This is a genomic window from Nonomuraea sp. NPDC003754 (assembly GCF_053605785.1).
Genome location: NZ_JBSGJX010000015.1, coordinates 131,644 through 155,643, shown reverse-complemented (window position 1 = coordinate 155,643; position 24,000 = coordinate 131,644). Strand labels below are relative to the sequence as shown.

The window sequence follows — 24,000 nt, the reverse complement described above, 5'->3', positions numbered from 1 at the left end:
CATGGGGGCCAGAGCGTAAGGGGAGCCTCGATGATCGAGATCTGGCCGGGAGACCCGTATCCTCTCGGCGCCACCTACGACGGCGCGGGCACCAACTTCGCGCTGTTCAGCGAGGTGGCCGATCGCGTGGAGCTCTGCCTGTTCGACGACAACGACAAGGAGTCGCGGGTCTCCCTCACCGAGTGCGAGGGCTTCGTCTGGCACGGCTACCTGCCGGGCATCGGCCCCGGCCAGCGGTACGGCTACCGCGTCCACGGCCCCTACGACCCCGCGCGCGGCCTGCGCTGCAACCCCGCCAAGCTGCTGCTCGACCCGTACGCCAAGGCGATCGAGGGTGGCATCACCTGGGAGGCGGCGCTCTACGACGGCGACCGGCCCAACCCCGAGGACTCCGCGCCCTTCGTCCCGCGCTCGATCGTCATCAACCCCTTCTTCGGCTGGGGACACGACCGGCCGCCCGCCAAGCCGTACCACGACACGGTGATCTACGAGGCGCACGTGCGGGGGTTGACGATCGCCCACCCCAGGATCCCCGAGCGGATCCGCGGCACCTACGCCGCGCTCGGCCACCCCGAGATCATCGACCATCTGACCAAGCTCGGCGTGACCGCCCTGGAGCTGATGCCGGTCCACCAGTTCGTCACCGACCAGTTCCTGGAGGAGAAGGGGCTGACGAACTACTGGGGCTACAACACCAGCGGGTACTTCGCCCCGCACAACCGCTACTCCAGCCAGGGGCAGCGCGGCGGGCAGGTGCTGGAGTTCAAGGCGATGGTCAGGAACCTGCACGAGGCGGGCATCGAGGTCATCCTGGACGTGGTCTACAACCACACCGCCGAGGGCAACCACCTGGGCCCGACGCTCGGCCTGAAGGGCATCGACAACCCCACCTACTACCGCCTGGTCGACGGCGATCCCCAGCACTACATGGACACCACCGGCACCGGCAACAGCCTGCTCATGCGCAGCCCCCAGGTGCTCCAGCTGATCATGGACTCGCTCCGCTACTGGGTCACCGAGATGCACGTCGACGGCTTCCGCTTCGACCTGGCCGCCACATTGGCCCGCGAGCTGCACGAGGTCGACCGGCTGTCGGCCTTCTTCGACCTGGTGCAGCAGGACCCCGTGCTGTCGCAGGTCAAGCTCATCGCCGAGCCGTGGGACGTGGGGCCCGGCGGCTACCAGGTCGGCAACTTCCCGGCCAGGTGGACCGAGTGGAACGGCAAGTACCGCGACACGATCAGGGACCTGTGGCGGGGCGAGCCGGCCACGCTGCCCGAGTTCGGCTCGCGCTTCACCGGCTCCGGCGACCTCTACCAGAGCGACAGCCGCCGCCCGGTGGCCTCCATCAACTTCGTGACCTGCCACGACGGCTTCACCCTGCACGACCTGGTCTCCTACAACGAGAAGCACAACGAGGCCAACGGCGAGGACAACAGGGACGGCACCGACGACAACCGCTCGTGGGACGCCGGCACCGAGGCGTTGCGGGAACAGCAGAAGCGCAACTTCCTGACCACGCTCTTCCTGTCGCAGGGCGTGCCCATGCTCTCCCACGGCGACGAGATGGGCCGCACCCAGAAGGGCAACAACAACGGCTACTGCCAGGACAACGAGCTGACCTGGGTCGACTGGTCCGACGTGCGGCGCAACTGGTTGCTGCTGGAGTTCACCCAGCGCCTGGCCAAGCTGCGCCGCGAGCACCCCGTCTTCCGGCGCAGGCGCTTCAACTACGACATGGCCTGGCTGACCCCCTCCGGAGAGGAGATGACCGAGGCCGACTGGAACGTGGGCTACGCCAAGTCGCTGGCCGTCTACCTCAACGGCAAGGCGATCACGGAGCCGGACAGGAGGGGGAGACCCATCGTCGACGACTCGTTTCTCGTGCTGTTCAACGCCCACCACGACACCATCAGGTTCACGATCCCGAAGGACTACGGCGAGATGTGGCTGACCGAGATCGACACCGCGATGCCGATCATGCTGGACACCAGGGTCAGGCGGGCAGGGGAGCGGTTGCAGGTGCCGGGACGCTCGATGAGGGTGTTGCGCGGTGTCTAGGCCCGTCTCGACCTACCGCCTCCAGCTGACCCCCGACTTCGGCTTCGCCGAGGTCGCGGGCATCGCCCCCTACCTGCGCGACCTCGGCGTCAGCCACGTCTACCTCTCGCCCGTCCTGCAGGCGGTGCCCGAGTCGCTGCACGGCTACGACGTCATCGACCACTCGCGGATCAGGGAGGAGTTCGGCGGCGCCAAGGGGTTCCGCGAGATGGCCGACGCGCTGGCCGCCCACGATCTGGGCATCGTGATCGACATCGTGCCCAACCACATGAACACCGCCAACGAGCAGTTCAGGAGCGTGCTCGTCGAGGGCGCGGCCTCGCCGTACGCGCACTGGTTCGACATCGAGTGGCGCGAGGGCAGGGTGGCCGTCCACTCCTTCGCCGAGGACCTGCCCGAGTCGGAGTACTACCACATCGTCGACTGGCGGGAGGGGCCGGGCTACCGGCGCTTCTTCGACGTCTCCTCGCTCATCGGGCTGCGCGTCGAGGACCCGTCCGTGCTGTCCGCGACGCACGAGGTGATCTTCTGGCTGCTCGACGAGGGGCTGGTCGAGGGGCTGCGGATCGACCACCCCGACGGCCTCGCCGACCCGCGCGACTACCTGGACAAGCTCCGGGCCAGGACCGGCGGGGTGTGGACGGTCGTGGAGAAGATCCTCATCGGCCAGGAGCGGCTGCCCGACGACTGGGCGTGCGACGGCACCACCGGCTACGACGCGCTCAACCGCGTCAACGGCCTGTTCGTCGACCCGGAGGGCAGGGCGCCGCTGGTCGCCCTGTTCTCCCGCCTGACCGGCGAGGACCCCGACTACCCGCTCGTGCGGACACGCGCCAAGCGCGAGGTCATCGAGCTGTTCTTCGGCGGCGAGCTCGACCGGCTGTCGCGCGTCACCGGCGCGCCGGCCGGCGACCTGGCCGACCTGCTGGTGGCCATGCCGGTCTACCGGGCCTACGTCACGCCGGGCCGGCCGGCCGGCCCGCAGGCCAGGCGGATCGTGGAGGAGGCCGCGCCCAACCAGGAGACCGCCCGCGCGGTCCTGGACGGCCCGCCCGAGGCGATCGTCCGCTTCCAGCAGACCTGCGGCCCCGTCATGGCCAAGGGGGTGGAGGACACCGCGCTCTACCGGTGGTTCCCGCTGGCCTGCCTGAACGAGGTGGGCGGCGAGCCCGACCACTTCGGGCTGCCGGTCGAGGACTTCCACGCCTACTGCGCCGGGATGCGCCCGTTCACGATGACCACGCTGTCCACCCACGACACCAAGCGCTCGGAGGACGTCCGCGCCCGCCTGCAGGTGCTGTCGGAACTGTCCGAGGAGTGGGCGGCGGCCGTGGAGGGCTGGGCGGGACAGCTCGCCTTCGACCCCAGCCTCGACTATCTGGCGTGGCAGACGCTGATGGCCGCCTGGCCGATCTCCGTCGACAGGTTCACCGACTACCTGCTCAAGGCCGCCCGCGAGGCCAAGACCGCCACCTCGTGGATCGCCCCCGACCCCGCCTACGAGGACGGGCTGCGCGCCTTCGCCCGCAAGGCGGTCGGGCTGCCGGTCGGCGACTTCACCGCCGAGGTGGACCGGTACGCCGTGGCCAACTCGCTCGGCCAGAAACTGGTGCAGCTCATGATGCCGGGCGTGCCGGACGTCTACCAGGGCAACGAGCGCACCGACTTCTCCCTCGTAGACCCGGACAACCGGCGGCCTGTCACCTTCCCGTGCGCCGCCGAGTCGGCGTGGGACGCGGCCAAGCTGCTGGTCACCACCCAGGCGCTGCGGCTGCGGCGCAGGCTGGGGCCCGCCGCGCCGTACGAGCCGATGGCGGCCTCGGGGGAGGCCGCCGAGCACGCCGTCGTCTTCGGCAGGGGGCGCGCCGTGGCGGTCGCCACCCGCCTGCCGGTACGGCTGGCCAGGCGCGGCGGCTGGGGCGCGACCTCCGTCACGCTGCCCGCAGGACGCTGGCGCGACCTGCTGACCCGCGAGCTCCACACCGGCCGTGTACCGGTCGGCCACCTGCTCAGCCGCTATCCCGTCGCACTCCTGGAGAGACATGATCTTTGAGGTGTGGGCGCCGCAGGCGACCTCCGTTGAGATCGAGACCATGGGCCGGCGGGAGCCGCTCCGGGCAGGCTCGGGCGGCTGGTGGTCGGCCGAGGTGGCGGGGGCGGGGCACGGCACCGACTACCGCTACCTGGTCGACGGCGAAGGGCCCTACCCCGACCCGCGCAGCCGCAGGCAGCCCGAGGGCATCTTCGGGCCCAGCCGCGTCTACGACCATGCCCGCTTCACCTGGAGCGACCACGACTGGAAGGGCCGCGACCTGCGCGGCTCGGTCATCTACGAGCTGCACGTCGGCACCTTCACCACCGAGGGCACCTTCACCGCGGCGCTCGAGCGCCTGGATCACCTCGTCGAGCTCGGCGTCGACTTCGTCGAGGTCATGCCGGTCGCGCCGGTGCCCGGCGGGCGCAACTGGGGGTACGACGGGGTCGACCTCTACGCGGTGAACGAGACCTACGGCGGGCCCGACGGCCTGAAGGAGTTCGTCGACGCCTGCCACCGGGCGGGCCTCGGCGTGCTGCTCGACGTCGTCTACAACCACCTCGGCCCGTCGGGCAACTTCCTGCACCCCTTCGGCCCCTACTTCGGCGGCTACCGCGGCAGCTTCTGGGGCGAGGCGGTCAACCTCGACGGCCCGGGTTCCGACGAGGTCAGGCGGTACTTCATCGACAACGCGCTGCAGTGGCTGCGCGACTTCCACGTCGACGGGCTGCGCCTGGACGCGGTCCACGCCCTCCACGACCGGCGCGCCGTCCACCTGCTGGCTGAGCTCGCCCAGGAGGTGGACGCGCTGGCCTGCTCGGTGGGCCGGCCGCTGACCCTGATCGCCGAGTCCGACCTCAACGACCCGCGCATGATCACTCCGCTGGAGGCGGGCGGCCTCGGCATGAGCGCCCAGTGGAACGACGACGTCCACCACGCGCTGCACGCCGCCGTGTCGGGGGAGCGGCACGGCTACTACGAGGACTTCGCCTCGATGGCGGCCCTGGCCAAGGCCCTGGCGTCGGGATTCGTCCACGACGGGGGCTACTCCGGCTTCCGCGGCCGCTCGCACGGCGCCCCGCTGACCGGCGTGCCCGGCTACCGGCTGGTGTGCTGCCTGCAGAACCACGACCAGATCGGCAACCGGCCGGGCGGCGACCGTCTGGGCGTGACCGCGCTGAAGCTGGGCGCGGGGCTGCTGCTGACCTCGCCCTTCACCCCCATGCTGTTCATGGGCGAGGAGTGGGGGGCCCGCACGCCGTTCCTGTTCTTCACCGACCACGTCGAGGCCGCCCTCCGCGAGGGCGAGGGCGAGCGCAGAGCTCAGGAGTTCGAGGGTTTCGGCTACGACTGGATCGCGCCCGACCCGTCGGCCGAGGACACCTTCCAGCGCAGCAAGCTCGACTGGAGCGAGCTGAAGGAGGAGGAGCACTGGTCGGTCCTGTGCTGGTACCGCGACCTGATCGCGCTGCGCAAGGCGCTGCCGGAGCTCACGGACCCGCGCCTGGACCGGAACCGGGTCGACTACGATGAGCAGGCTAAATGGCTCCTTGTCAAGAGATCGTCACTGAGCGTCATGGTAAATTTCTGTACGGATCCTGTGACGTTGCCGGTGTCGGTGGGGTCGGTTCTCCTTTCCTCCGAGGAGGGGGTTTCCGCTGCTCCAGGCGGGCTCGCCGTACCGGGCCAGACGCTGGTGATCTTTCGGTCCGAGATGAATCCGTAATACGGACAGCCCGATAACCTGCGACGAGTCGTCACGTTCCCGTCAAGGAACGGTCACGGCTTTCTCGTCGTGGGGGCGTCGCTCGGCTTCATGCTGTAGGGCCCCCGTTCGTCCGAACGGAGGGCAATGGGCACGTACCTGCTGCGCAGGCTGCTGTCGAGCGTCATCCTGGTCGCCATCGCCGCGAGCCTGGCGTACCTGCTCGCCGCCGGCAGCCTCAACCCTCGTGCCAACTACGAGGGGCGCCAGCCGCCCATCCCCGCGGGGGTCGTGGACAGCACGCTGAGCGAGTACAACCTCAACGACAGGACGCCCCTGCTCGAGCGCTACGGAACCTGGGTGTCCGGCCTGGTCAGGGGCGACTTCGGCAAGACGTGGGACGGCGGGTCGGTCAACGACCAGATGGCCAGGCGGGTCGGCGTCAGCCTCCGCCTGCTGGTGATCGGCACCGTCCTCGGCTCCGTCCTCGGCGTGGCCGTCGGCGCGTTCGCCGCGGTCAAGCAGTACCGCCTCAGCGACAGGGCCATCGGCATGGCCTCGTTCGTCATCATGGCCGTGCCCGTCTTCGTCCTGGCCACCCTGCTGACGATGGGCGCGACCGGGATCAACAACGCGCTCGGGCACACGCTCATCGAGTACACCGGCGAGTACAACCCCGCGCTCACCGGCACCGACCAGTTGCTCAACCGGCTCAACCACCTGATCCTGCCGACGTTGTCGCTGTGCCTCGGCCAGATCGCCTTCTACAGCCGCATCCAGCGCAACATGATGCTCGACGTGCTCGGCCAGGACTTCGTCCGTACGGCCCAGGCCAAGGGGCTCTCCCGCAGAGCCGCGCTCTACAAGCACGCCCTGCGCACCGCGCTCATCCCGGCCGCCACCTACTTCGCCTTCGCCTTCGGCACCATGCTCACCGGCGCCACCTTCACCGAGAAGATCTTCGGCTGGCACGGCATGGGCGCCTGGCTGGTCGAGTCGATCCAGCACAACGACGTCAACTCCGTGGCCGCCGTCGCCCTGTTCACCGCCGTCTGCGTCCTGGTCGCCGGACTGCTGTCCGACCTGCTCGTCGCGGCGCTCGACCCGAGAGTGCGGGTGAGCTAGAGATGCGTTCCAAGGTCGTCCTGCGCCGGGTTCTGGCCAAGCCGCAGGTCATCATCGGCCTGGCCGGAATCCTCCTGCTGCTCGTCCTGGCCTACCTGGGCCCGGTGGTCTCGCCGTACGGCCTGGAGGACAAGGACTTCACCGCCTTCCGCTCCCCGCCCGGCGCCGACCACTGGTGGGGCACCACCCAGATCGGCCAGGACGTGTTCACGGTGACGTTGCACGCCATGCGCAAGTCGATCGTCATCGGCTTCCTCGTCGCCCTGTTCTCCACCGGCCTGGCCGCGGTGGTCGGCGCGTTCGCCGGCTACTTCGGCGGCTGGCTGGACAAGGCCCTGATGTGGGGCGCCGACCTGCTGCTGGTGCTGCCCAGCTTCCTGATCATCGCGGTCCTGTCGCCACGCCTGAAGGGCGCCACCTGGCTGTGGTTCGTGGTGCTGCTCGCCGCCTTCTCCTGGATGATCACCTCCAGGGTGGTCAGGAGCATGACGCTGTCCCTGCGCGAGCGGGAGTACGTGCTGGCCGCCCGCTACATGGGCATCAGCGACCGGCAGATCATCTTCCGGCACATCGTGCCGAACCTGTCGTCGCTGCTCATCATCGACGCCACCATGAACGTCAGCGCCGCCATCATCGGCGAGACCGCGCTGTCCTACTTCGGCTTCGGCGTGCAGCCGCCGGACGTCTCGCTCGGCACCCTCATCTCCGCCGCGGGCGGCAGCGAGGCGATCAGCTACCCGTGGCTGTTCCTCTTCCCCGCCGGACTGCTCGTCCTGCTGGTCCTGTGCATCAACCTCATCGGCGACGGCCTGCGCGACGCCCTCGACCCGGGAAGCAACTCATGACGATCCTCGAGGTGAGCGACCTCCACGTGACCTTCCGCGGCGGCGTCAAGGCCGTCAGGGGTGTCTCCTACCAGGTCGGCAGGGGTGAGATCCTGGGCATCGTCGGCGAGTCCGGCTCCGGCAAGTCCGTGACCTCGCTCGCCGTCATGGGCCTGCTGCCCGCCGGTGCGCAGGTGAGCGGCTCGGTCAGGCTGCACGGCCACGAGCTGCTCGGCATGCGGGAGCAGGAGATGCTCCAGCGGCGCGGCAAGTCCATCAGCATGATCTTCCAGGACCCGCTGTCGGCCTTCACCCCCGTCTACACCATCGGGGACCAGATCGCCGAGGCGGTCCGCGTCCACCAGAAGGTCACCAGGGAGCAGGCCGCCAAGCAGGCCGTCGAGCTGCTCGACCTGGTCGGCATCCCGCACCCCGACGTGCGCGCCAAGGCCTTCCCGCACGAGTTCTCCGGCGGCATGCGGCAGCGCGCGATGATCGCGATGGCCATCGCCAACGACCCCGACGTGCTGATCTGCGACGAGCCGACCACCGCACTCGACGTCACCATCCAGGCGCAGGTGCTGGAAGTGCTGAAGACGGCGCAGAAGGAGACCGGCGCCGGTATCGTCATGATCACCCACGACCTGGGGGTGGTCGCGGGGCTCGCCGACCGGGTGCTGGTGATGTACGCCGGCAAGCCGGTCGAGCAGGGCACGGTCGAAGAGATCTACTACGAGCCTCGCATGCCGTACACGATGGGGTTGCTCGCCTCGATCCCGCGGCTGGACCAGGACAGCCGGCGCCTGGTGCCGATCGAGGGCGCCCCGCCCTCGCCCGCTGCGCTGCCGCCGGGCTGCCCCTTCGCGCCCCGCTGCCCGCTGAAGGTGTCCGCGTGCGACGACGCCGAGCCCGAGCTCGTCGAAGTCGGCGCGCGCCGGGTGGCCTGCATCCGCTCCCACGAGATCGAGCTGAAGAAGCTCAGGGGGGCCGACGTCTTCCCCGCACCCGAGGGGTTCGGCCGGCCCGACGCCTCGGCGCCGCGCGCGGAGCGCGGCAAGGTGCTCGAGCTCGACGGCCTCGTCCGGCACTATCCGCTGACGAAGGGCGCCGTCTTCAAGCGGCGCGTCGGCACCGTGCACGCCGTCGACGGCATCAGCTTCGACATCGCCTCCGGCGAGACGCTGGCCCTCGTCGGCGAGTCGGGCTGCGGCAAGACCACCACCCTCCAGCAGATCATGCAGCTGGAGGCCGCCCAGGGTGGCAAGGTCGTGGTCTTCGGCAAGGACAGCGGCACGCTCACCGCCCGCGAGCGCAAGGAACTGCGCCGCGACCTGCAGATCGTCTTCCAGGACCCGATGGCCGCGCTCGACCCGCGCATGCCGGTCGGCGACATCCTGGCCGAGCCGCTGCGCGCCCACGGCCACAAGGACGTCGCCAAGCGTGTCGCCGAGCTGCTCGACCTCGTCGGCCTCGACGCCTCCTACGCCGAGCGCTACCCGCAGCACTTCTCCGGCGGGCAGCGCCAGCGCATCGGCATCGCCCGCGCGCTGGCCCTGGAGCCGAAACTGGTCGTCCTCGACGAGCCGGTCTCCGCGCTCGACGTGTCGATCCAGGCGGGCGTCATCAACCTGCTGGAGGACCTGAAGGCCCGGCTGGGCCTGTCCTACCTGTTCGTCGCCCACGACCTGTCCGTCGTCCGCCATCTGGCCGACCGCGTCGCGGTCATGTACCTCGGCAAGATCGTCGAGATCGGCGCCGTCACCGAGGTGTACGGCACGCCCGCCCACCCCTACACCAGGGCGCTCATGTCGGCCATCCCGCTGCCGGACCCCGCGCTGGAGCGATCGCGCAAGAGGATCATCCTCGACGGCGACCTGCCCAGCCCCGCGGCGCCCCCGACGGGCTGCCGCTTCCACACCCGCTGCCCCAAGCGCGCCCTGCTCCCCGAGCCGGAGCGCGCGCGGTGCGCGGCCGAAGAGCCCCCCGTTGCACGGCTCGCGCACGCCGACGATCACGGCGCCGCCTGCCACTACCCCGAAGTGAGGAACTCGTGAAGGTTGTCGCCTACAAGGCCGCCGCGGGCGCGGCCCTGCTGGCTCTCGCCCTCGCCGCCTGCGGTGGCGGTGCCGACAAGCCGCAGGCCGGTTCGGCGCAGGCCACCGCACAGGCGCAGGAGCAGGCCGCCGCGCTGCCCGGAAGCGCCGTCAACCCGGTCGCCTACGAGCAGGTCAAGGACGGCGGGACCGTCACCCTCGCGCTGACCCAGTGGCAGACGCAGTGGAACTACAACCAGGTGAACGGCACACACGCGACCGTCTCCGACGTGTTCGACGCGGTCATGCCCAGCATGGGCAAGGTCGACGACAAGGCCGAGGTGACCAACAACCCCGACTACGTCACCGAGTGGAAGATGGAGCTGGAGGGCGGCAAGCAGGTCGTCACCTACCGGCTCAACGACAAGGCGAAGTGGTCCGACGGCACGCCGATCACCTACAAGGACTTCGTCGCCCAGTGGAAGGCGCTCAACGGCACCGACAAGAAGTTCCAGGCCACCTCGACCGACGGCTACGACCGCGTCGCCTCGGTGGAGAAGGGCGCGACCGACCACGAGGTCGTCGTCACCTTCGCCAAGCAGTACCCCGACTGGAAGGGCATGTTCTCCCCGCTCCTTCCGGCCTCCGCCAACGCCGACGCCACCGCGTTCAACAAGAGCTGGATCAACAGGATCCCGGTGACCGCGGGGCCGTTCAAGGTCGACGCCCTCGACCAGACCGGCAAGACCGTCACCCTCGTCAGGGACGACGCCTGGTGGGGCAAGCGGGCCAAGCTCGACAAGGTCATCTTCCGCGCCCTCGACTCCGGCGCCACCGTGAACGCCTTCGCCAACGGCGAGCTCGACGCGATGGAGCTCAGCCCCATCGCCGCCGACCTGCAGCGCGCCAAGAACGTGCCGAACGCCGACATCCGCAAGGCCGCGGCGCCCAACTGGCGGCACATCACCGTCAACGGCTCCGCGCCCAACCTCACCGACAAGTCGGTCCGCCAGGCCGTCCAGCTCGGCATCAACCGCGAGGCCATCACCCAGTCCGACCTCAAGGACCTCGACTGGCCGGTGCAGGTGCTCAACAACCACCTGTACATGAACACCCACAAGGGCTACGTCGACAACTCCGGAGAGCTCGGGAAGTACAACCCCGAGAAGGCCAAGCAGCTGCTCGACGCGGCCGGCTGGAAGATGGAGGGCGACTACCGCAAGAAGGACGGCAAGGAGCTCGAGCTGCGCTTCGTCGTCCCTGCCGCCTACCCGCTGGCCAAGCAGGAGGGCGAGCTGACCCAGGCGATGCTGAAGGACGTCGGCGTCAAGGTCAAGGTGGAGCCGGTCCCCGACGACAAGTTCTTCGACGACTACATCATCCCCGGCAACTTCGACCTGGTGCCGTTCTCCTGGCTGGGCACGCCGTTCCCGAACGGGGCGCTGCCGCAGATCTACAAGCAGCCCACCGGCAAGGACAACTTCGGCAGCAACTTCCCGCGCATCGGGTCGGCGGAGCTGGACGCGCTGATCGAGCAGGCGGCGGGGGAGATGGACCCGGCGAAGTACATCGAGCTCGGCAACCAGGCCGACAAGCTGATCTGGGACGAGGTGCACACCATCCCGCTGTACCAGCGGCCCGCCATCTACGCCACGAAGAAGACGCTGGCGAACTACGGGGCGTTCGGCTTCGCGACCAAGGACTGGTCCACGGTCGGCTTCACCCAGTGACGCCTGTCTGACGACGCCTGTCTGACGACGCCCGGCCGGGAGTTCGGCCGGGCGTCATCAGGTCATGGGCGGCCTGGCGCTAGCGGCCCTGCAGGGACCTGACGTTGTCGCCGAACGTCCAGTTCTTCGACCCGTCCCAGTTGATGGACCAGGTCATCAACCCCTTGAGGGCGCCGCCGAAGGCGTTCCAGCTCTGGCTCACCAGCGACGGGCCCATGTGGCCGCCGCCCGCGCCCGGCTGGGCGGGCAGGCCGGGGACCTGCTTGTCGTACGGCACCCTGATCGTGACGCCCTGGATGACCAGGCCGTTGTTCAGGCACGTGGTCTGCGCGGTGAAGCCCTGCACCGTGCCCGCCGCGTAGGAGTCGCCGCTGCAGCCGTACATGCTGCCGTTGTAGTACTGCATGTTCAGCCACCAGAGGCGGCCGTTGTCGGCGTACTTCTTGATGATCGGCAGGTACGCGCCCCAGATCGAGCCGTAGACGACGCTGCCGCCGGTCACGTAGGCGGTCTCCGGCGCCATGGTCAGGCCGAAGTCGGCCGGCATCTGGGCGAGCACGCCGTCGATGATCCGGATGAGGTTGGCCTGCGACGGCGACAGCTGGTTGATGTTGCCGCTGCCGGTCAGCCCGGTCTCGATGTCGATGTCGATGCCGTCGAAGTTGTAGCGCTTGAGAATCGGCACGACGGTCGCCACGAAGCGGTCGGCGACGGCGCTGGAGCTGAGGTCGATGCCGGCGGCGGCGCCGCCGATGGACATCAGGATCGTCGCCCCCGCCGCCTTGGCCTGGCACATCTCGGCCGGGGTGGGCACCTTGACGGTGGCGTCCATGCCGTCCTCCCACAGGACGGTCCCGTCGGAGCGGATGACGGGGAAGGCGGCGTTGATGACGTTGTAGCCGTGCGCCTTGATGCGGGGGTCGGTGATCGGGGTCCAGCCGAACGGCGGGTGCACGCCGTTGGCCGCGCCGTCCCAGTTCTCCCAGTAGCCCTGCAGGACCTTGCCCGCCGGGCGTGACTTCACCGCGCACGTGGTGTCGGTCGGCGTCGGTGTGGGAGTCGGTGTGGGTGTCGGGGTCGGCGTGGGTGTGGGCGTCACCGTCGGGGTCGGAGTGGCCGTCGGGGTGGGGGTCGGGCCGCCCGGGCCGTCGAAGCTGATGTCGTCGGCGTAGTAGGTGCCCTGGCCGTACCAGCCGTGCAGGTAGACCTCGGCGCTCGTCTGGCCGGAGGCGGTGGTGAAGGAGACCGACAGCTGGGTGTAGGCCGCGGGGGAGGAGGTCCAGGTGGACCCGCCGCCGGTGACGCCGAGGTAGACGTAGCCGCCGCGGACCCAGGCGGTCAGCGTGTAGGCGGTGCTCGGCCGTACGGTCACCGTCTGGACGCACCTGGCGTTGTCGGCGCCGCCGGCCGCCCCGGCCAGCGCCTTCGACCCGGAGTGGACCGGAGTGGCGACCACCGACCCCAGCCCGCCGGCGCAGGACCAGGGGGACAGCGTTCCGGTCTCGAAGCCCGGGTTGAGGAGGAGGTTGGCGGCTCGGGCGGACGTCTGCGCGCCGAACACGCCGGCGACGGCCAGGAGGAAGGCCACGGCGAGCAGGATGGGACGCGTTGTTCGCTTCACGGGGGCACCCTTCTGTCGGGGTGAAGCTCTGCGGGTGATTATCCGGACAAGAAAGTTTCCTTACAATAGGTATCAACAGGCCAGGTTGCCGGGACATGGAAAGGGCCCCGCCGCATCCCGCGACGGAGCCCCTGAACCACTCAGGACGTCAGACGACCTTGGAGTTCACCTCGGCGAAGTGGCACGCCACCGGGTGCCCGTTGCCCCGGTCCACCAGCGCCGGCTCCTCGGTCGCGCAGATCTCCTGCGCCTTCCAGCACCGCGTCCGGAACCGGCAGCCGCTCGGCGGGTCCATCGGCGACGGCACGTCACCCGTCAGGATGATCCGCTCGCGCTGGCGCTCCTCCTCCGGGTTCGCCGTCGGCGCCGCCGACAGCAGCGCCTGGGTGTACGGGTGGGCCGGCCGGTCGTACAGGTCGTCACGAGGACCGGTCTCCACGACCTTGCCCAGGTACATCACCGCCACGCGGTCGGAGATGTGCCGCACCACCGACAGGTCGTGCGCGATGAACATGTACGCCAGACCCAGCGAGTCCTGCAGGTCCTCCAGCAGGTTCACCACGCCCGCCTGGACCGACACGTCGAGAGCCGACACCGGCTCGTCCAGGATGAGCAGCTTCGGCTCCAGCGCCAGCGCCCGCGCGATGCCGACACGCTGCCGCTGGCCGCCGGAGAACTCGTGCGGATAGCGGTTGCCGTGCTCAGGAGACAGGCCCACCAGCGACAGCAGCTCGGCGACCCGCTTCGGCCCGTTCTTGTCCCACCGGCCGTGCACCTTCAGCGGCTCGGCGACGATGTCGTTGACCGGCATCTTCGGGTTCAGCGACGCGTACGGGTCCTGGAAGACGATCTGCATGTCCTGCCGTACGGCCTGCATCTGCTTGTTCGACAGCGCGGTGAGCTCCTTGCCGCCGAACTTCACCGAACCCGAGGTCGGCTTGTGCAGCTGCAGGATGGCCCGGCCGGTGGTCGACTTGCCGCAGCCGGACTCGCCCACCACGCCGAGGGTCTCACCCTTGTCGACGTGCAGCGACACGCCGCTGACCGCCTGCACGTGCGAGACGACGCGGCGCATGAGGCCGGTCCCCCTGACGGGGAAGTTCATGACGAGGTCGGTCACCTCGAGCAGTTTCTCGGTCATGAGGTGGTCTCGCTGTTCGTGCGGAAGATGGCGGTCGGATCCGCCTTCTCTGCCAGTTTGGGCCAGTGGTGGCACGCGGCGTAATGCGCGCCGCTGTCCGTCTCCTCGAGGACCGGCTCCGACGCCGTGCACTCGGCCGTCGCCATGGGGCAGCGAGGCGAGAACGGGCATCCGGACGGCAGGTTGATCAGCGAGGGCGGGGTGCCCTTGATCGGCCGCAGCCGGTCGCCCGAGGCCTCCAGCGAGGGGATGGAGCCCAGCAGGCCCGCCGTGTACGGCATGCGCGGCGTGTTGAAGACCGGGTCGACGTCGCCGATCTCGACCGGCTTGCCCGCGTACATGACCAGCACCCGGTGCGCCATGCCCGCGATGACGCCCAGGTCGTGCGTGATGAGCACGACCGCGGCGTCGACGGCGTCCTTGACCTCGAGCAGCTTCTCCAGGATCTGCGCCTGCACGGTCACGTCGAGCGCCGTGGTCGGCTCGTCGGCGATGATCACGTCGGGGTTGTTGATGATCGCCATGGCGATCATCGCCCGCTGCCGCATGCCGCCGGAGAACTCGTGCGGGTAGGACTTCAGCCTGGCCGCCGCCTGCGGGATGCCGACCAGGTCGAGCATCTCCTTGGCCCGGGCCTGGGCCTGCTTGTACGGCACCAGCTCGTGCGCCAGCACCGCCTCGGCGAGCTGGTCGCCGATGGTGTGGACCGGGTTGAGCGCCGTCATCGGGTCCTGGAAGACCATCGCGATCTTCCTGCCGCGCAGGCTCCGCCGCTTGCGCTCCGGCATCTTGAGGATGTCGTCACCGCGGTAGGAGATGCTGCCGGTGATCCTGGCGCTCTTGGGCAGCAGGCCCATGACCGCCATCGAGGAGACCGACTTGCCCGAGCCCGACTCGCCGACGATGCCGAGCACCTCACGCTCGTGCACCGCGTAGGACACGCCGCGCACGGCCTTGACCAGGCCGTCGTCGGTGGGGAAGCTCACCTGGAGATTGTCGACCCTGAGCACCTCGGTCGTGCCGGGGCGCGTGGCCTCGGACAGGCGCTTGGCGATGTGTACGGAGCTCATCAGTCGCGCACCCTGTTCTGTCGGGGATCGAAGGCGTCACGCAGGCCGTCACCGATGAAGTTGACCGACAGCGCGATCGCGATGATGAACAGGCCTGGCCACCAGAACAGCCACGGCCGGGTCAGCATCGCGCTCTTGTAGTCGCTGATCAGCAGGCCGAGCGAGGTGTCGGGGCTCTTGACGCCGAAGCCGAGGAAGGAGAGGGCGGTCTCCAGCAGGATGCCGGCGGAGATCGCGAGCGTGGCCGAGACGATGATCACGCCCAGTGTGTTCGGCAGGATGTGCCGGAAGATGATGCGGAAGGAGGAGGTGCCGATCGCCCTCGCCGCCTCCACGAACTCCTTCTCGCGCAGCGAGAGGAACTCGCCGCGCACCAGGCGCGTGACGCTGGTCCAGGTGGTCAGTCCGAGGAACAGGGCCATGAAGTAGGGGCCCATGTTGCCCGTCGCGCTGCCGACGACCGCGGCGATCACCAGCACCGGGATGGTGATCATGATGTCGGTGAAGCGCATGATGACCGACTCGACCTTGCCCCGGAAGAATCCGGCGGCGGCGCCCAGCACGGTGCCGACGACCGTGGAGACCAGGCCGATGGTCAGCGCGACGATGATGGAGATCTGCGCGCCCCGCATGGTCAGCGCGAAGTAGTCCTTGCCGATGTTGTCCTGGCCGAAGGGGTGCTCGCCCAGGTGGATGCCCGCGCCGCCGAGGAACTCGGGGATGAGGCTCAGCGTCGGGCGGCCCCTGTCGACCACGGTGCCCGAACCCGTCCACGGCTTGTCCCACCAGCCGGGGATCGGGCCGAAGCCGATCGAGCTGAAGGCCAGCACGAACACGATGCCGAACAGGATCATGCCGACGAGGGCGCCACGGTGGCGGAAGAACCGCCGCCTGACGAGCTGGGCCTGCGTGCGGGCGACGATCGTCATGCCCTGCGCGGCGCTGGACGTGCTCTCATCCCTGTTGATGGTCATCTCGGTCTCGGTCTTCTCTGTCATGACAACCTGATCCGCGGGTCGAGGTAGGCATAGGCGATGTCGGCCAGCATGTTCCACACGACGATCGAGGTGCCGGTGATCAGGAAGAAGCCCATGACCGGCATGGGGTCGACCTCTCTCAGCGCTTGGCTGAACAGCGCCCCCATGCCCTTCCAGCCGAAGACGGCCTCGGTGATGACCGCGCCGCTGAAGACGCCCGCGAAGTCGAGGGCGAGGATCGTGGTGATCGGGATCATGCCGTTGCGGAAGGCGTGCTTGATGACGACCGTCCGCTCGGGCAGACCCTTGGCGCGTGCCGTACGGACGTAGTCCTGGTTCATCACCTCGAGCATGCTGGCCCGGCTGTAGCGGGAGTGGCCGGCCAGGCCGACGAGGATCAGCGCCAGCGTGGGCAGCAGCAGGTGCATGCCGGAGTCGAGGGTGGTCTGCCAGAAGTTGCCCATGAAGTTCGGGGTCTCCGAGCCGATGGTGGCCACCGGACGGCCCTTGAGCGCCCGCGCGTAGCCGTCCCACGCCTCCAGCAGCCGGTCCATGAACATCATGGCGGCGACGAACAGGCCGCTGAAGACCGCCAGCGGGATCGCCTGGCGGCGCAGCAGGCCGCCCAACTGCCAGCCGATCGCCGCGCTGACCAGGCCGGCGACCACGAACAGACCCAGCAGGGTCAGGAACGACGGAGAAACCAGCATCGGCTGCAACGGGTAGTACAGCAGCGCGCCGACGCCCGCGGCGGCCAGCGCGGCGTACATCGGCTGCAGGTGCTCGACGCCCGCGATCAGCGCCGTCACGCCCGCGGCCGTGGCCAGGCCGACGACCAGGATGAACGGGAAGCCGAGACCGGGGTCGGCGAACCAGCGGGTCGCCGACAGCGTGAACAGGATGACGGCCGTCACGGCGAAGCCGATGCCGGCCGCGATCAGCTTGCCCTTGCGGTCGCCGTTGTAGATCGACGACCACACCAGGCCGGCGAACACCGCCACGGCCAGGATGACGGGAAGCGGAATGAACGGGTCACGCAGCCAGTCGTTGAACTCGATCGCGACGTACTGCTTCAGCAGCGTGGCGACCCAGAAAATCGGTAGCGAGAAGCAGACGAAAGCTGCGAAGGTGATCCCGTGGTCGAAGGTGCTGTACTGACGCAGCGCGGAGATGATGCCGATCGTGATACCGATCACCGCGCCGAGCACGGTGGCCACGACGACGAGCTTGAGCGTCGACTCCATGGCCGCGGAGAGCAGCGAGGAGACCGTGGTCCCCGCCTTGTTCACGCCGAGTTCGCCCTGGAAGATGCCCGCCAGCCAGGACAGGTAGCGGACAGGGATCGGCTCGTTCAGGTGCATGGCGGCGATGCGCGCCTCCATGAGCTTCGGAGCCTCGGGGGCCGAGCTCTCGCGTAGGTCGGCGAGAGGATCTCCCGACAGCGCCACCAGGAAGAACATGATGAATGTGGCGCCTAGCAACGTCAGGCTCGATATCGCGAGCCTACGTGCGATGAATACAAGCAATTCCCCGACCTCCTGCAGGTGACGGCTTCCGGTGCCACAGCGGGAGGTGGCCGGTCTCGGGCCGGAAACCGGGCCCGCCACGGTGCCTCGTGGGCGCGGCTTCGACGGGCTGACGATGTTGACGACGTGGGGTGGACACCCGTGACGCGGGGCCGGTCTGAGACCGGGCCCCGCGTCAGCCGGCGGTTAAGCCGAATCTACTGGGCAGCCCACTGCTGCATGTTCCAGGTGATGGAAGCCTGGCTGGGGTTGGGCTGGATGTTCTGGAGGTTAGAGCTCCAGGCCGACAGCGCCGGCTGCGAGTACAGCGGGATCGTCGCCAGGTCGTCCCAGAGGATCTTCTCGACCTGCTGGATCAGCGGCGCGACCTTGGCCGGGTCGGTCTCGGCCAGGATCTGCTCGGCGAGCTTGTCGTACTCCTTGTTGGAGTAGCAGCCCTTGTTGTTGCCCTTGGCCGACGGGGTGCACTTCGTGGGCGTCTGGTAGGTGGAGGTCCAGCCGCTGTTCAGCGACGAACCGGCCCAACCGAACAGGGCGATGTCGAAGTTGCCGTTGGCCAGGTCACCGGCGTCGTCGAAGAACTTCTCGCTACCGGTGTCGGTGATCTGGAAGCCGACCTGGTCGCAGGAGGCCTTGATCAGCTCGACGACCTGGGTGCGGCGCGGGTTCGGCTGGTTGTAGCCGATGTTGACCTTGATCGGGGTCTTGACGCCCGAGTCGGCCACCAGCTTCTTGGCGGCCTCGAGGTCCACCTTGTCGTACTTGGTGCCAACCGCGAAGGCGACCGCCTCGGCGTAACCCGGCTGGAACGGCGCGATGTTGCGGACGTTCATCGGGGCGGCGTTCGGGTTCTGCGGCTTGATCAGGTTGTCGACGATCTGCTGGCGCGGGGCGCAGAGCGCGATGGCCTGACGCAGCTTGGCGTCCTTGAACGGGCCCTTGTTGAAGTTGAAGTCCAGGTGGTCGTAGAGGAACTGCTCACCGGTCTTGACGGTGACGTTCTGCAGACCCTGCACCTGAGCCAGGACGTCCGGGTTCGACTGCGGCTCGATGATGTTCGTCTCACCGTTCTGCAGCGCCTGGACCTGCTGGTCCTGCGCGATGAAGCGGATGACGATCTTCTCGGTCTTGGCCTTCTCGCCCCAGAACTTCTCGTTGCGGGCGAGGGTGATGGACTGGCCGGGGGAGAACGAGTCGAGCACGTACTGGCCGGAGGACGGGATGAGCGCCTTGTCGGGCAGCTTGCCGTTGAAGATCCAGCCCTTGTTGAAGAACTCGGCGGCCTTCTTGAGCTTGCCGTGGTCCTCGGCCTTGATGGCGTCGAACAGCTCCTGCTCGCTGAGCCCACCCTGCTGGGCGACGATGTGCGCCGGCAGCTGGATGACGGGGGCCGCTGCCCAGTCACCGTACGACTTGGTGTAGTTCAGCGTCACCTCCTTGTCACCGATCTTGCAGTCCGGCATCTTGATCTTGTCCCACGTCGTCGTGCTGATGTAGCTGAACTCGGGGAACTTGCCGGAGGCCGCGGCGTAGGTGAGCATCACGTCGTCGCAGGCGATGGCGTTGCCGTCGGACCAGACCGCGTTCGGGTTGATGGTGTACTTCACCGTCAGCGGGTCGTCCGAGGTCTTCTCGTACGTGCCCATGTCCTTGTCCGGCGTGACGGAGCCGTCGGCGCCGTAGTACCAGAAGTCCGTCAGGACCCGGTTCAGGACGATGTGGTTCTTGGAGGAGTACTCCTCAGCGGTCTGAGCGTTGTAGGAGCTGATCTCCTGCTCGAACGTGTGCGTGATCGTCGAGGCGTTCGCGGCGCCGCTGGCCGGAGCGGAGGCGCCGGCCGACGGGTCCGCGGCGGGCGCGTTGTCGGTAGCGCCGCAGGCCGTCAGCAGGATCGCTGCTCCCGTCGCCGCTGCCAGGAACCTTCCGGCCCTGCGTGCAGATGACACGGACTTACTCCTTGGGGGTTGAAACTTCGCAGCCAGTCTTGCGGAAAATGAAGCATTACTCCGTAGACGGAGGTAAGGGGTCACAGCAGAGTGTTGCAGACCTGATGCCGTCAAAGGCATGTTCCGTAACAAAGCTGGGGCGAATAGGTGCAAATCACCACATATTCGTTACCCACGGTGATCGGAGAGGGGGAGAGCGTTCTCTGGTCGTCCACAGCCCTCCTGACCGTCCACAGAATCCCGTTCGCCGCAGCTCGTCAAGCCGCAATTCTCCATCCTGAGATCCCCACCCCCCAACCCGGGAGGAACCTCGATGGAGCATTCCCCAGCAGTCACTGTGGTACACGAGCGTCACACGCCTCCGGCGCACGATTCCCGGGAGCGTTGCGCGCCGGCCCGGCCCGCGGCCGCCACGGTGGTCCCGACCGCGGTGGGCCGTTCCTGCCGCGCCGGTGCGTCTCCGCTGCTGGAGGGCCCGGAAGACCGCTCGCGGGAGGGGCCCTCCGCCCGGTTGGAGTGACCGGCTCCCCCCTGCCGGGCCTCGATGCGGCCTGCCTCCTGGGAGTGCCGCCGAGCCACCAGGGGGATGACCCGCCGGGTGCCTGTGTGGGGATCTCGTGGGGTGGCCGGCCCGGCGGCTGGTTGGACCGCCCGGCAGACGTGTGTGGGGCTCGCGTGGGGTCGCCGGCCGGGCGGCTGGTTGGACCGCCCGGCAGACGTCCGGGCGGCGATTCCGACGGGTGGCGCGCTGGACGACCGCGGACCCGCCCTCCCGGTCCATCCCGCTGGTCGCGCGGCCTGGGCGCAGGTCGAGCCGTCGCCATGGCCCCGGGCAGGCGCGCGGCGGGCTCGCCGCGTCACGGCCGGTCACGCCATCCGGCCTTGGTGTGGCGATCGAACGGCTCCTCCCGCCGCGTGGGCGGGGCGAGTCAGGGGGGCCGCTGATCACGTGGAGTGAGCCGGGTGGGGTGGCCCGACGGCCGGTCGCAGCGCGTGACCTGGGGGAGGGAATCCGCGCGAGGTGCGGCGGCCGCCGCGCCCGGTCCGCCGACGGCCACGACCGTTGGCGCGATCGTCATCCCTTTCCGAGTCCGGACCCGCCCAGTGAGCGCACCGCGGGACCCGGACGGCCTTCCTCCCGCGCCCGCCGGAGTCGCCCTGCCGTTCCCGCAAGTCCTGCCGATCCCGCAAGTCCTGCCGGCCCGCCCGACGGCGCCCGAGGAGCGGGGACGCGTGGTCGCATGGTCCCCGGAAACGACCGGACACGCGGCGTTTCCGCAGGTCGTGGTCATCCGCCCGGCCCGGACATCCGAGCTCGAAGGGCCGATGACCGGAAACCCCTGCCAAATCTGGAGTTATGTGGATGTTACGGGCTGGTACCCTGATCACGGACGTACATGATCCTTATCGCACGGGGTCCTCGCGAGGGAGGCGCACGATGCGGCGGCGCAGCGTTCACGGGCACGCGTGCCCGACGGCGCGATGTCCCAGTCCGGCGTCATCTCATCCGCCTTCTCGTCGATTCGTCTCGGTAACCGCGAGAATCACCTCAGTAACCGAGAAGCGCCGACCGGCGAGCCAGGGGTGACTGAATGAGCGAGAACGCTCCCCTGGGTATTGATGTGAACACGCCCAATGTCGCGCGAATCTACGACTACATACTCGGTGGCAAGGACAACTTCGCCGCCGACAGGGAAGCGGCCGAGCAGATAATCAAGGCGTTCCCCGAATCGAGGGAGGGCGTGAAGCTCAACCGCGAGTTCCTCGGCAACGCCGTTCGCCATCTCGCGGCAGAGGCGGGGATCAGTCAGTTCATCGACATCGGCGCCGGGCTGCCCACCCAGAGCACCGTGCACCAGGTCGCCCACGGCGTGAACCCGGAGGCGCGGGCCGTCTACGTCGACAACGACCCGATCGTGTGCGTGCACGGCCGTGCCCTGCTCGCCAACTCGCCCATGGTCGCCATGGTCGAGGGCGACCTGCGCAGGCCGGAGGAGATCTGGTCCCGCGCGCTGGAAACCGGGCTGATCGACGGCGGCCAACCCGTGGGGGTACTGCTCGTCGCCGTCCTCCACTTCCTGGAGGACCCGTACGAGGAGGTCGCCAAGCTCAGGGAGTTGATGGCGCCCGGCAGCCACTTGGTGATCACGCATCTGTCCATGCGGGACGAACGTAGCGACGACACCGAGACCGTACGGCAGGTCTACTCGAAGGCGAGCTCGGGCGTGGTGCCCCGAAGCCTCGACGACATCAGGCGGTTCTTCGGCGACTTCGAGCTGCTCGACTCGGGGAAGTTCATCTCCGCCCATCTGCTGCGCCGGTTCTCGATCCTGGGCTGGGCCGGCATCGGCCGCAAACCCTGAACGGCCCACGCTCCTGAACGACCAGTGCTCGCCAGCGGCCGGAGCCCTGACCGGCTTCTGCCTCTGACTGGCTTCTGGCTCTGACCGGCCGGAGCCCTGACGGCCATGAGCTCCGAACCGCCGGAGCCTCTCACGGCCGCCAGCTCCGACCGGCTGGCAGCTCTGACCGGCCGGCAGCCTTGACCGGCTGGCAGCTCTGACCGGCCGCCAGCTCTGACCGGCGAGCAGCTTTGAACGGCCAGTGTTCGGACATGTCCGTCCAGGTCTCCGGCTCCGGCCGGCCTCCGCCTGGTTCGCCATCGCCCCGGTCCGCGCGACCAGCTCGGTTTGTCGTCGCCCACTCTCGGCCGGTTCGTTTCGGTCCACCTCCGCGTGCTCTCGGCTGGTTCGTTTCGGTCCACCTCCGCGTGCTCTCGGCTGGTTCGTCGGGCGCGCCTTCGTGTGGTCGCGGCGTTCGTTCGGATCCCCTTCGCTGGTCTCGGCCGGTCCGCTCAGGCCGCCTCAGCGTTAGCCTGCGCGGCCTGGTGGTGCGGCTTCCACGCGAGGCTCGACGCGCACGACGTCGGGGAGATGGCCTGCCCGGCTGCGCCCGGTTCGGTGGGGTCCCGGTGCTTGGGTCGCGGGCGGTTTGTTCGGCTCGCGTGTGCCCTGTGCCGCCGGTCCGATCAAGTCCTCTTCGCCGGGTCCCGGAGGGTTCGTGTGGGTGGGAACGATCGTGGGCGGGCCTACGTCGTAGCCGATATGACGGATTTCGCGGGGATCGACGAGCAGCTCCTGGTGACCAAGGAACGGGTGCGGCGCTTCGACCACCTCACCCGGCAGCGAGGCGCGGTCACCGGCCAGCTGTCCCAGGTACGGCAGGCGGTCGCCGACCTCCACTCCCGCCTCGCCGAGGAAGAGAATGACGTGACCCGCCTGGAGACCGGTTTCGCCGGGTTCCTCGCGAAGCTGGTCGGCTCGAAGGAGGAACGGCTCACCCAGGAGAGGGCGGAGGCGGAAGCCGTACGTCAGCGGCTGGACGGCCAGCGCGCCCGGGTGTCCTCGCTCGAGGCCGACCTCGCGGCCATCGACGGTGAGCTGGCCCGGCTCGGCACGGTCCGCGACGAGTACGCGAGGCTGCTCGCCGAGAAGGAACGGCTGCTGATCGACTCGGGCGACCCGCGCGGCCGGGAGCTGGCAGACCTGGCGGAACGGCTCGGCGACCGGGCCGCCGACCTGCGCGAGCACGACGAAGCGCACAAGGCGGGGGTCGCCGCGGGGCGGGAACTCGCCTACGTGCTCGACCGGCTCGGCAGCGCGCGTGGAGCGTCGCAGTGGGACATGCTCGGCGGCGGCTACATGGCGGACGCGGTCGAACGCAGGCGGCTGGAGGAGGCGGACCAGGCGGCGTGGCAGGCGCAGCGGGCACTGGACGTCTTCTCCAGGGAACTGGCCGACATCGGGGTGGCCGCCAGTCCTCGGTTGCCCGAGGTCGACACGCGGTGGTTCGTGGACACCTTTTTCGACAACATCATCACCGACGTACTGAAGCACCAGCGGATCAACGGCACGCGCGACGCGGTGGCGGAGGTGGCGCAATGGGCCGGGGCGACGGTGGAGGCCATCGCCCGCCGGAGCGCCGAGCTGGCCGCCGAACGTACCGCCCTCCTGGCCCGCCGCGACGAACTGCTCGCCCCCTGACGGAAGTACCACCGGCCTCAACAGGGTCGACAAACCCCCCACACTGACGCACACTCCCCGGTGCCGGGGTGCCGGGGTGCCGGGGTGCCGGGGTGCCGGGGTGCCGGGGTGCCGGGGTGCCGGGGTGCCGGGGTGCCGGGGTGCCGGGGTGCCGGGGTGCCGG

At 69.1% G+C, this 24,000-nt stretch carries 15 protein-coding genes; 9 read left to right on the top strand and 6 right to left on the bottom strand.

Translation table 11 applies throughout. From position 1 onward, the window contains the following. Nucleotides 1–30: 30 nt before the first annotated feature. The 7 genes from glgX (at nucleotide 31) to ACWEVS_RS20530 (ending at nucleotide 11,513) form a co-directional block, all read left to right on the top strand. A complete protein-coding gene (gene glgX, locus ACWEVS_RS20560; RefSeq protein ID WP_452552802.1) occupies nucleotides 31–2,061 on the top strand; it encodes a glycogen debranching protein GlgX in 2,031 nt (676 codons plus the stop codon). Further along, complete coding sequence (treY, locus tag ACWEVS_RS20555; protein ID WP_452552800.1) at nucleotides 2,054–4,114, top strand: malto-oligosyltrehalose synthase; 2,061 nt, start codon at nucleotides 2,054–2,056, stop codon at nucleotides 4,112–4,114. Before glgX ends, treY begins: the two co-directional genes overlap by 8 nt. After that, the gene (gene treZ / locus ACWEVS_RS20550; protein ID WP_452552798.1) at nucleotides 4,104–5,822 is read left to right on the top strand and encodes a malto-oligosyltrehalose trehalohydrolase; all 1,719 of its coding nucleotides are present in this window, start codon (nucleotides 4,104–4,106) and stop codon (nucleotides 5,820–5,822) included. The genes treY and treZ overlap by 11 nt, the downstream gene beginning before the upstream one ends. Nucleotides 5,823–5,948: 126 nt before the next feature. Further along, the gene (locus tag ACWEVS_RS20545) at nucleotides 5,949–6,926 is read left to right on the top strand and encodes an ABC transporter permease (RefSeq protein WP_449926760.1); all 978 of its coding nucleotides are present in this window, start codon (nucleotides 5,949–5,951) and stop codon (nucleotides 6,924–6,926) included. Between the two features lie 2 nt (nucleotides 6,927–6,928). After that, nucleotides 6,929–7,771, top strand: a complete 843-nt coding sequence (locus ACWEVS_RS20540; protein WP_354911100.1) for an ABC transporter permease — start codon at nucleotides 6,929–6,931, stop codon at nucleotides 7,769–7,771. Next, entirely contained in the window at nucleotides 7,768–9,804 is a 2,037-nt protein-coding gene (locus ACWEVS_RS20535) for a dipeptide ABC transporter ATP-binding protein (RefSeq protein ID WP_449926756.1), read from the top strand. The genes ACWEVS_RS20540 and ACWEVS_RS20535 overlap by 4 nt, the downstream gene beginning before the upstream one ends. Beyond that, nucleotides 9,801–11,513 (top strand): ABC transporter family substrate-binding protein, encoded by a 1,713-nt coding sequence (locus ACWEVS_RS20530; RefSeq protein ID WP_452552796.1) that lies wholly within the window; start codon nucleotides 9,801–9,803, stop codon nucleotides 11,511–11,513. The genes ACWEVS_RS20535 and ACWEVS_RS20530 overlap by 4 nt, the downstream gene beginning before the upstream one ends. A 79-nt stretch (nucleotides 11,514–11,592) precedes the next feature. On the opposite strand, the gene ACWEVS_RS20525 is transcribed toward ACWEVS_RS20530, so the two are convergent. The 6 genes from ACWEVS_RS20525 to ACWEVS_RS20500 form a co-directional block, all read right to left on the bottom strand. Continuing rightward, nucleotides 11,593–13,134, bottom strand: coding sequence for a glycosyl hydrolase family 18 protein (locus ACWEVS_RS20525; RefSeq protein ID WP_452552794.1), 1,542 nt, complete (start codon nucleotides 13,132–13,134; stop codon nucleotides 11,593–11,595). A 148-nt stretch (nucleotides 13,135–13,282) separates the two neighbouring features. Next, nucleotides 13,283–14,275 (bottom strand): ABC transporter ATP-binding protein, encoded by a 993-nt coding sequence (locus tag ACWEVS_RS20520; RefSeq protein ID WP_452552793.1) that lies wholly within the window; start codon nucleotides 14,273–14,275, stop codon nucleotides 13,283–13,285. Further along, nucleotides 14,272–15,345: an ABC transporter ATP-binding protein gene (locus ACWEVS_RS20515; RefSeq protein WP_354911111.1), complete on the bottom strand. Its 1,074-nt coding sequence runs from the start codon at nucleotides 15,343–15,345 to the stop codon at nucleotides 14,272–14,274. Before ACWEVS_RS20515 ends, ACWEVS_RS20520 begins: the two co-directional genes overlap by 4 nt. Next, nucleotides 15,345–16,343 carry an ABC transporter permease gene (locus tag ACWEVS_RS20510; RefSeq protein ID WP_449926742.1) on the bottom strand — a complete coding sequence of 333 codons (999 nt, stop codon included), beginning with the start codon at nucleotides 16,341–16,343 and terminating at the stop codon, nucleotides 15,345–15,347. Before ACWEVS_RS20510 ends, ACWEVS_RS20515 begins: the two co-directional genes overlap by 1 nt. Beyond that, nucleotides 16,340–17,782 carry an ABC transporter permease gene (locus tag ACWEVS_RS20505; RefSeq protein WP_449926739.1) on the bottom strand — a complete coding sequence of 481 codons (1,443 nt, stop codon included), beginning with the start codon at nucleotides 17,780–17,782 and terminating at the stop codon, nucleotides 16,340–16,342. The genes ACWEVS_RS20510 and ACWEVS_RS20505 overlap by 4 nt, the downstream gene beginning before the upstream one ends. Before the next feature lie 263 nt (nucleotides 17,783–18,045). Further along, nucleotides 18,046–19,794, bottom strand: a complete 1,749-nt coding sequence (locus tag ACWEVS_RS20500; protein WP_452552791.1) for an ABC transporter family substrate-binding protein — start codon at nucleotides 19,792–19,794, stop codon at nucleotides 18,046–18,048. Between the two features lie 1,592 nt (nucleotides 19,795–21,386). On the opposite strand from ACWEVS_RS20500, the gene ACWEVS_RS20495 reads away from it, so the two are divergent. Both ACWEVS_RS20495 and ACWEVS_RS20490 read left to right on the top strand, forming a co-directional pair. Next, nucleotides 21,387–22,157, top strand: coding sequence for an SAM-dependent methyltransferase (locus ACWEVS_RS20495; protein ID WP_452552789.1), 771 nt, complete (start codon nucleotides 21,387–21,389; stop codon nucleotides 22,155–22,157). A gap of 741 nt (nucleotides 22,158–22,898) precedes the next feature. Continuing rightward, nucleotides 22,899–23,837: a hypothetical protein gene (locus ACWEVS_RS20490; protein ID WP_452552787.1), complete on the top strand. Its 939-nt coding sequence runs from the start codon at nucleotides 22,899–22,901 to the stop codon at nucleotides 23,835–23,837. Nucleotides 23,838–24,000 lie beyond the last annotated feature (163 nt).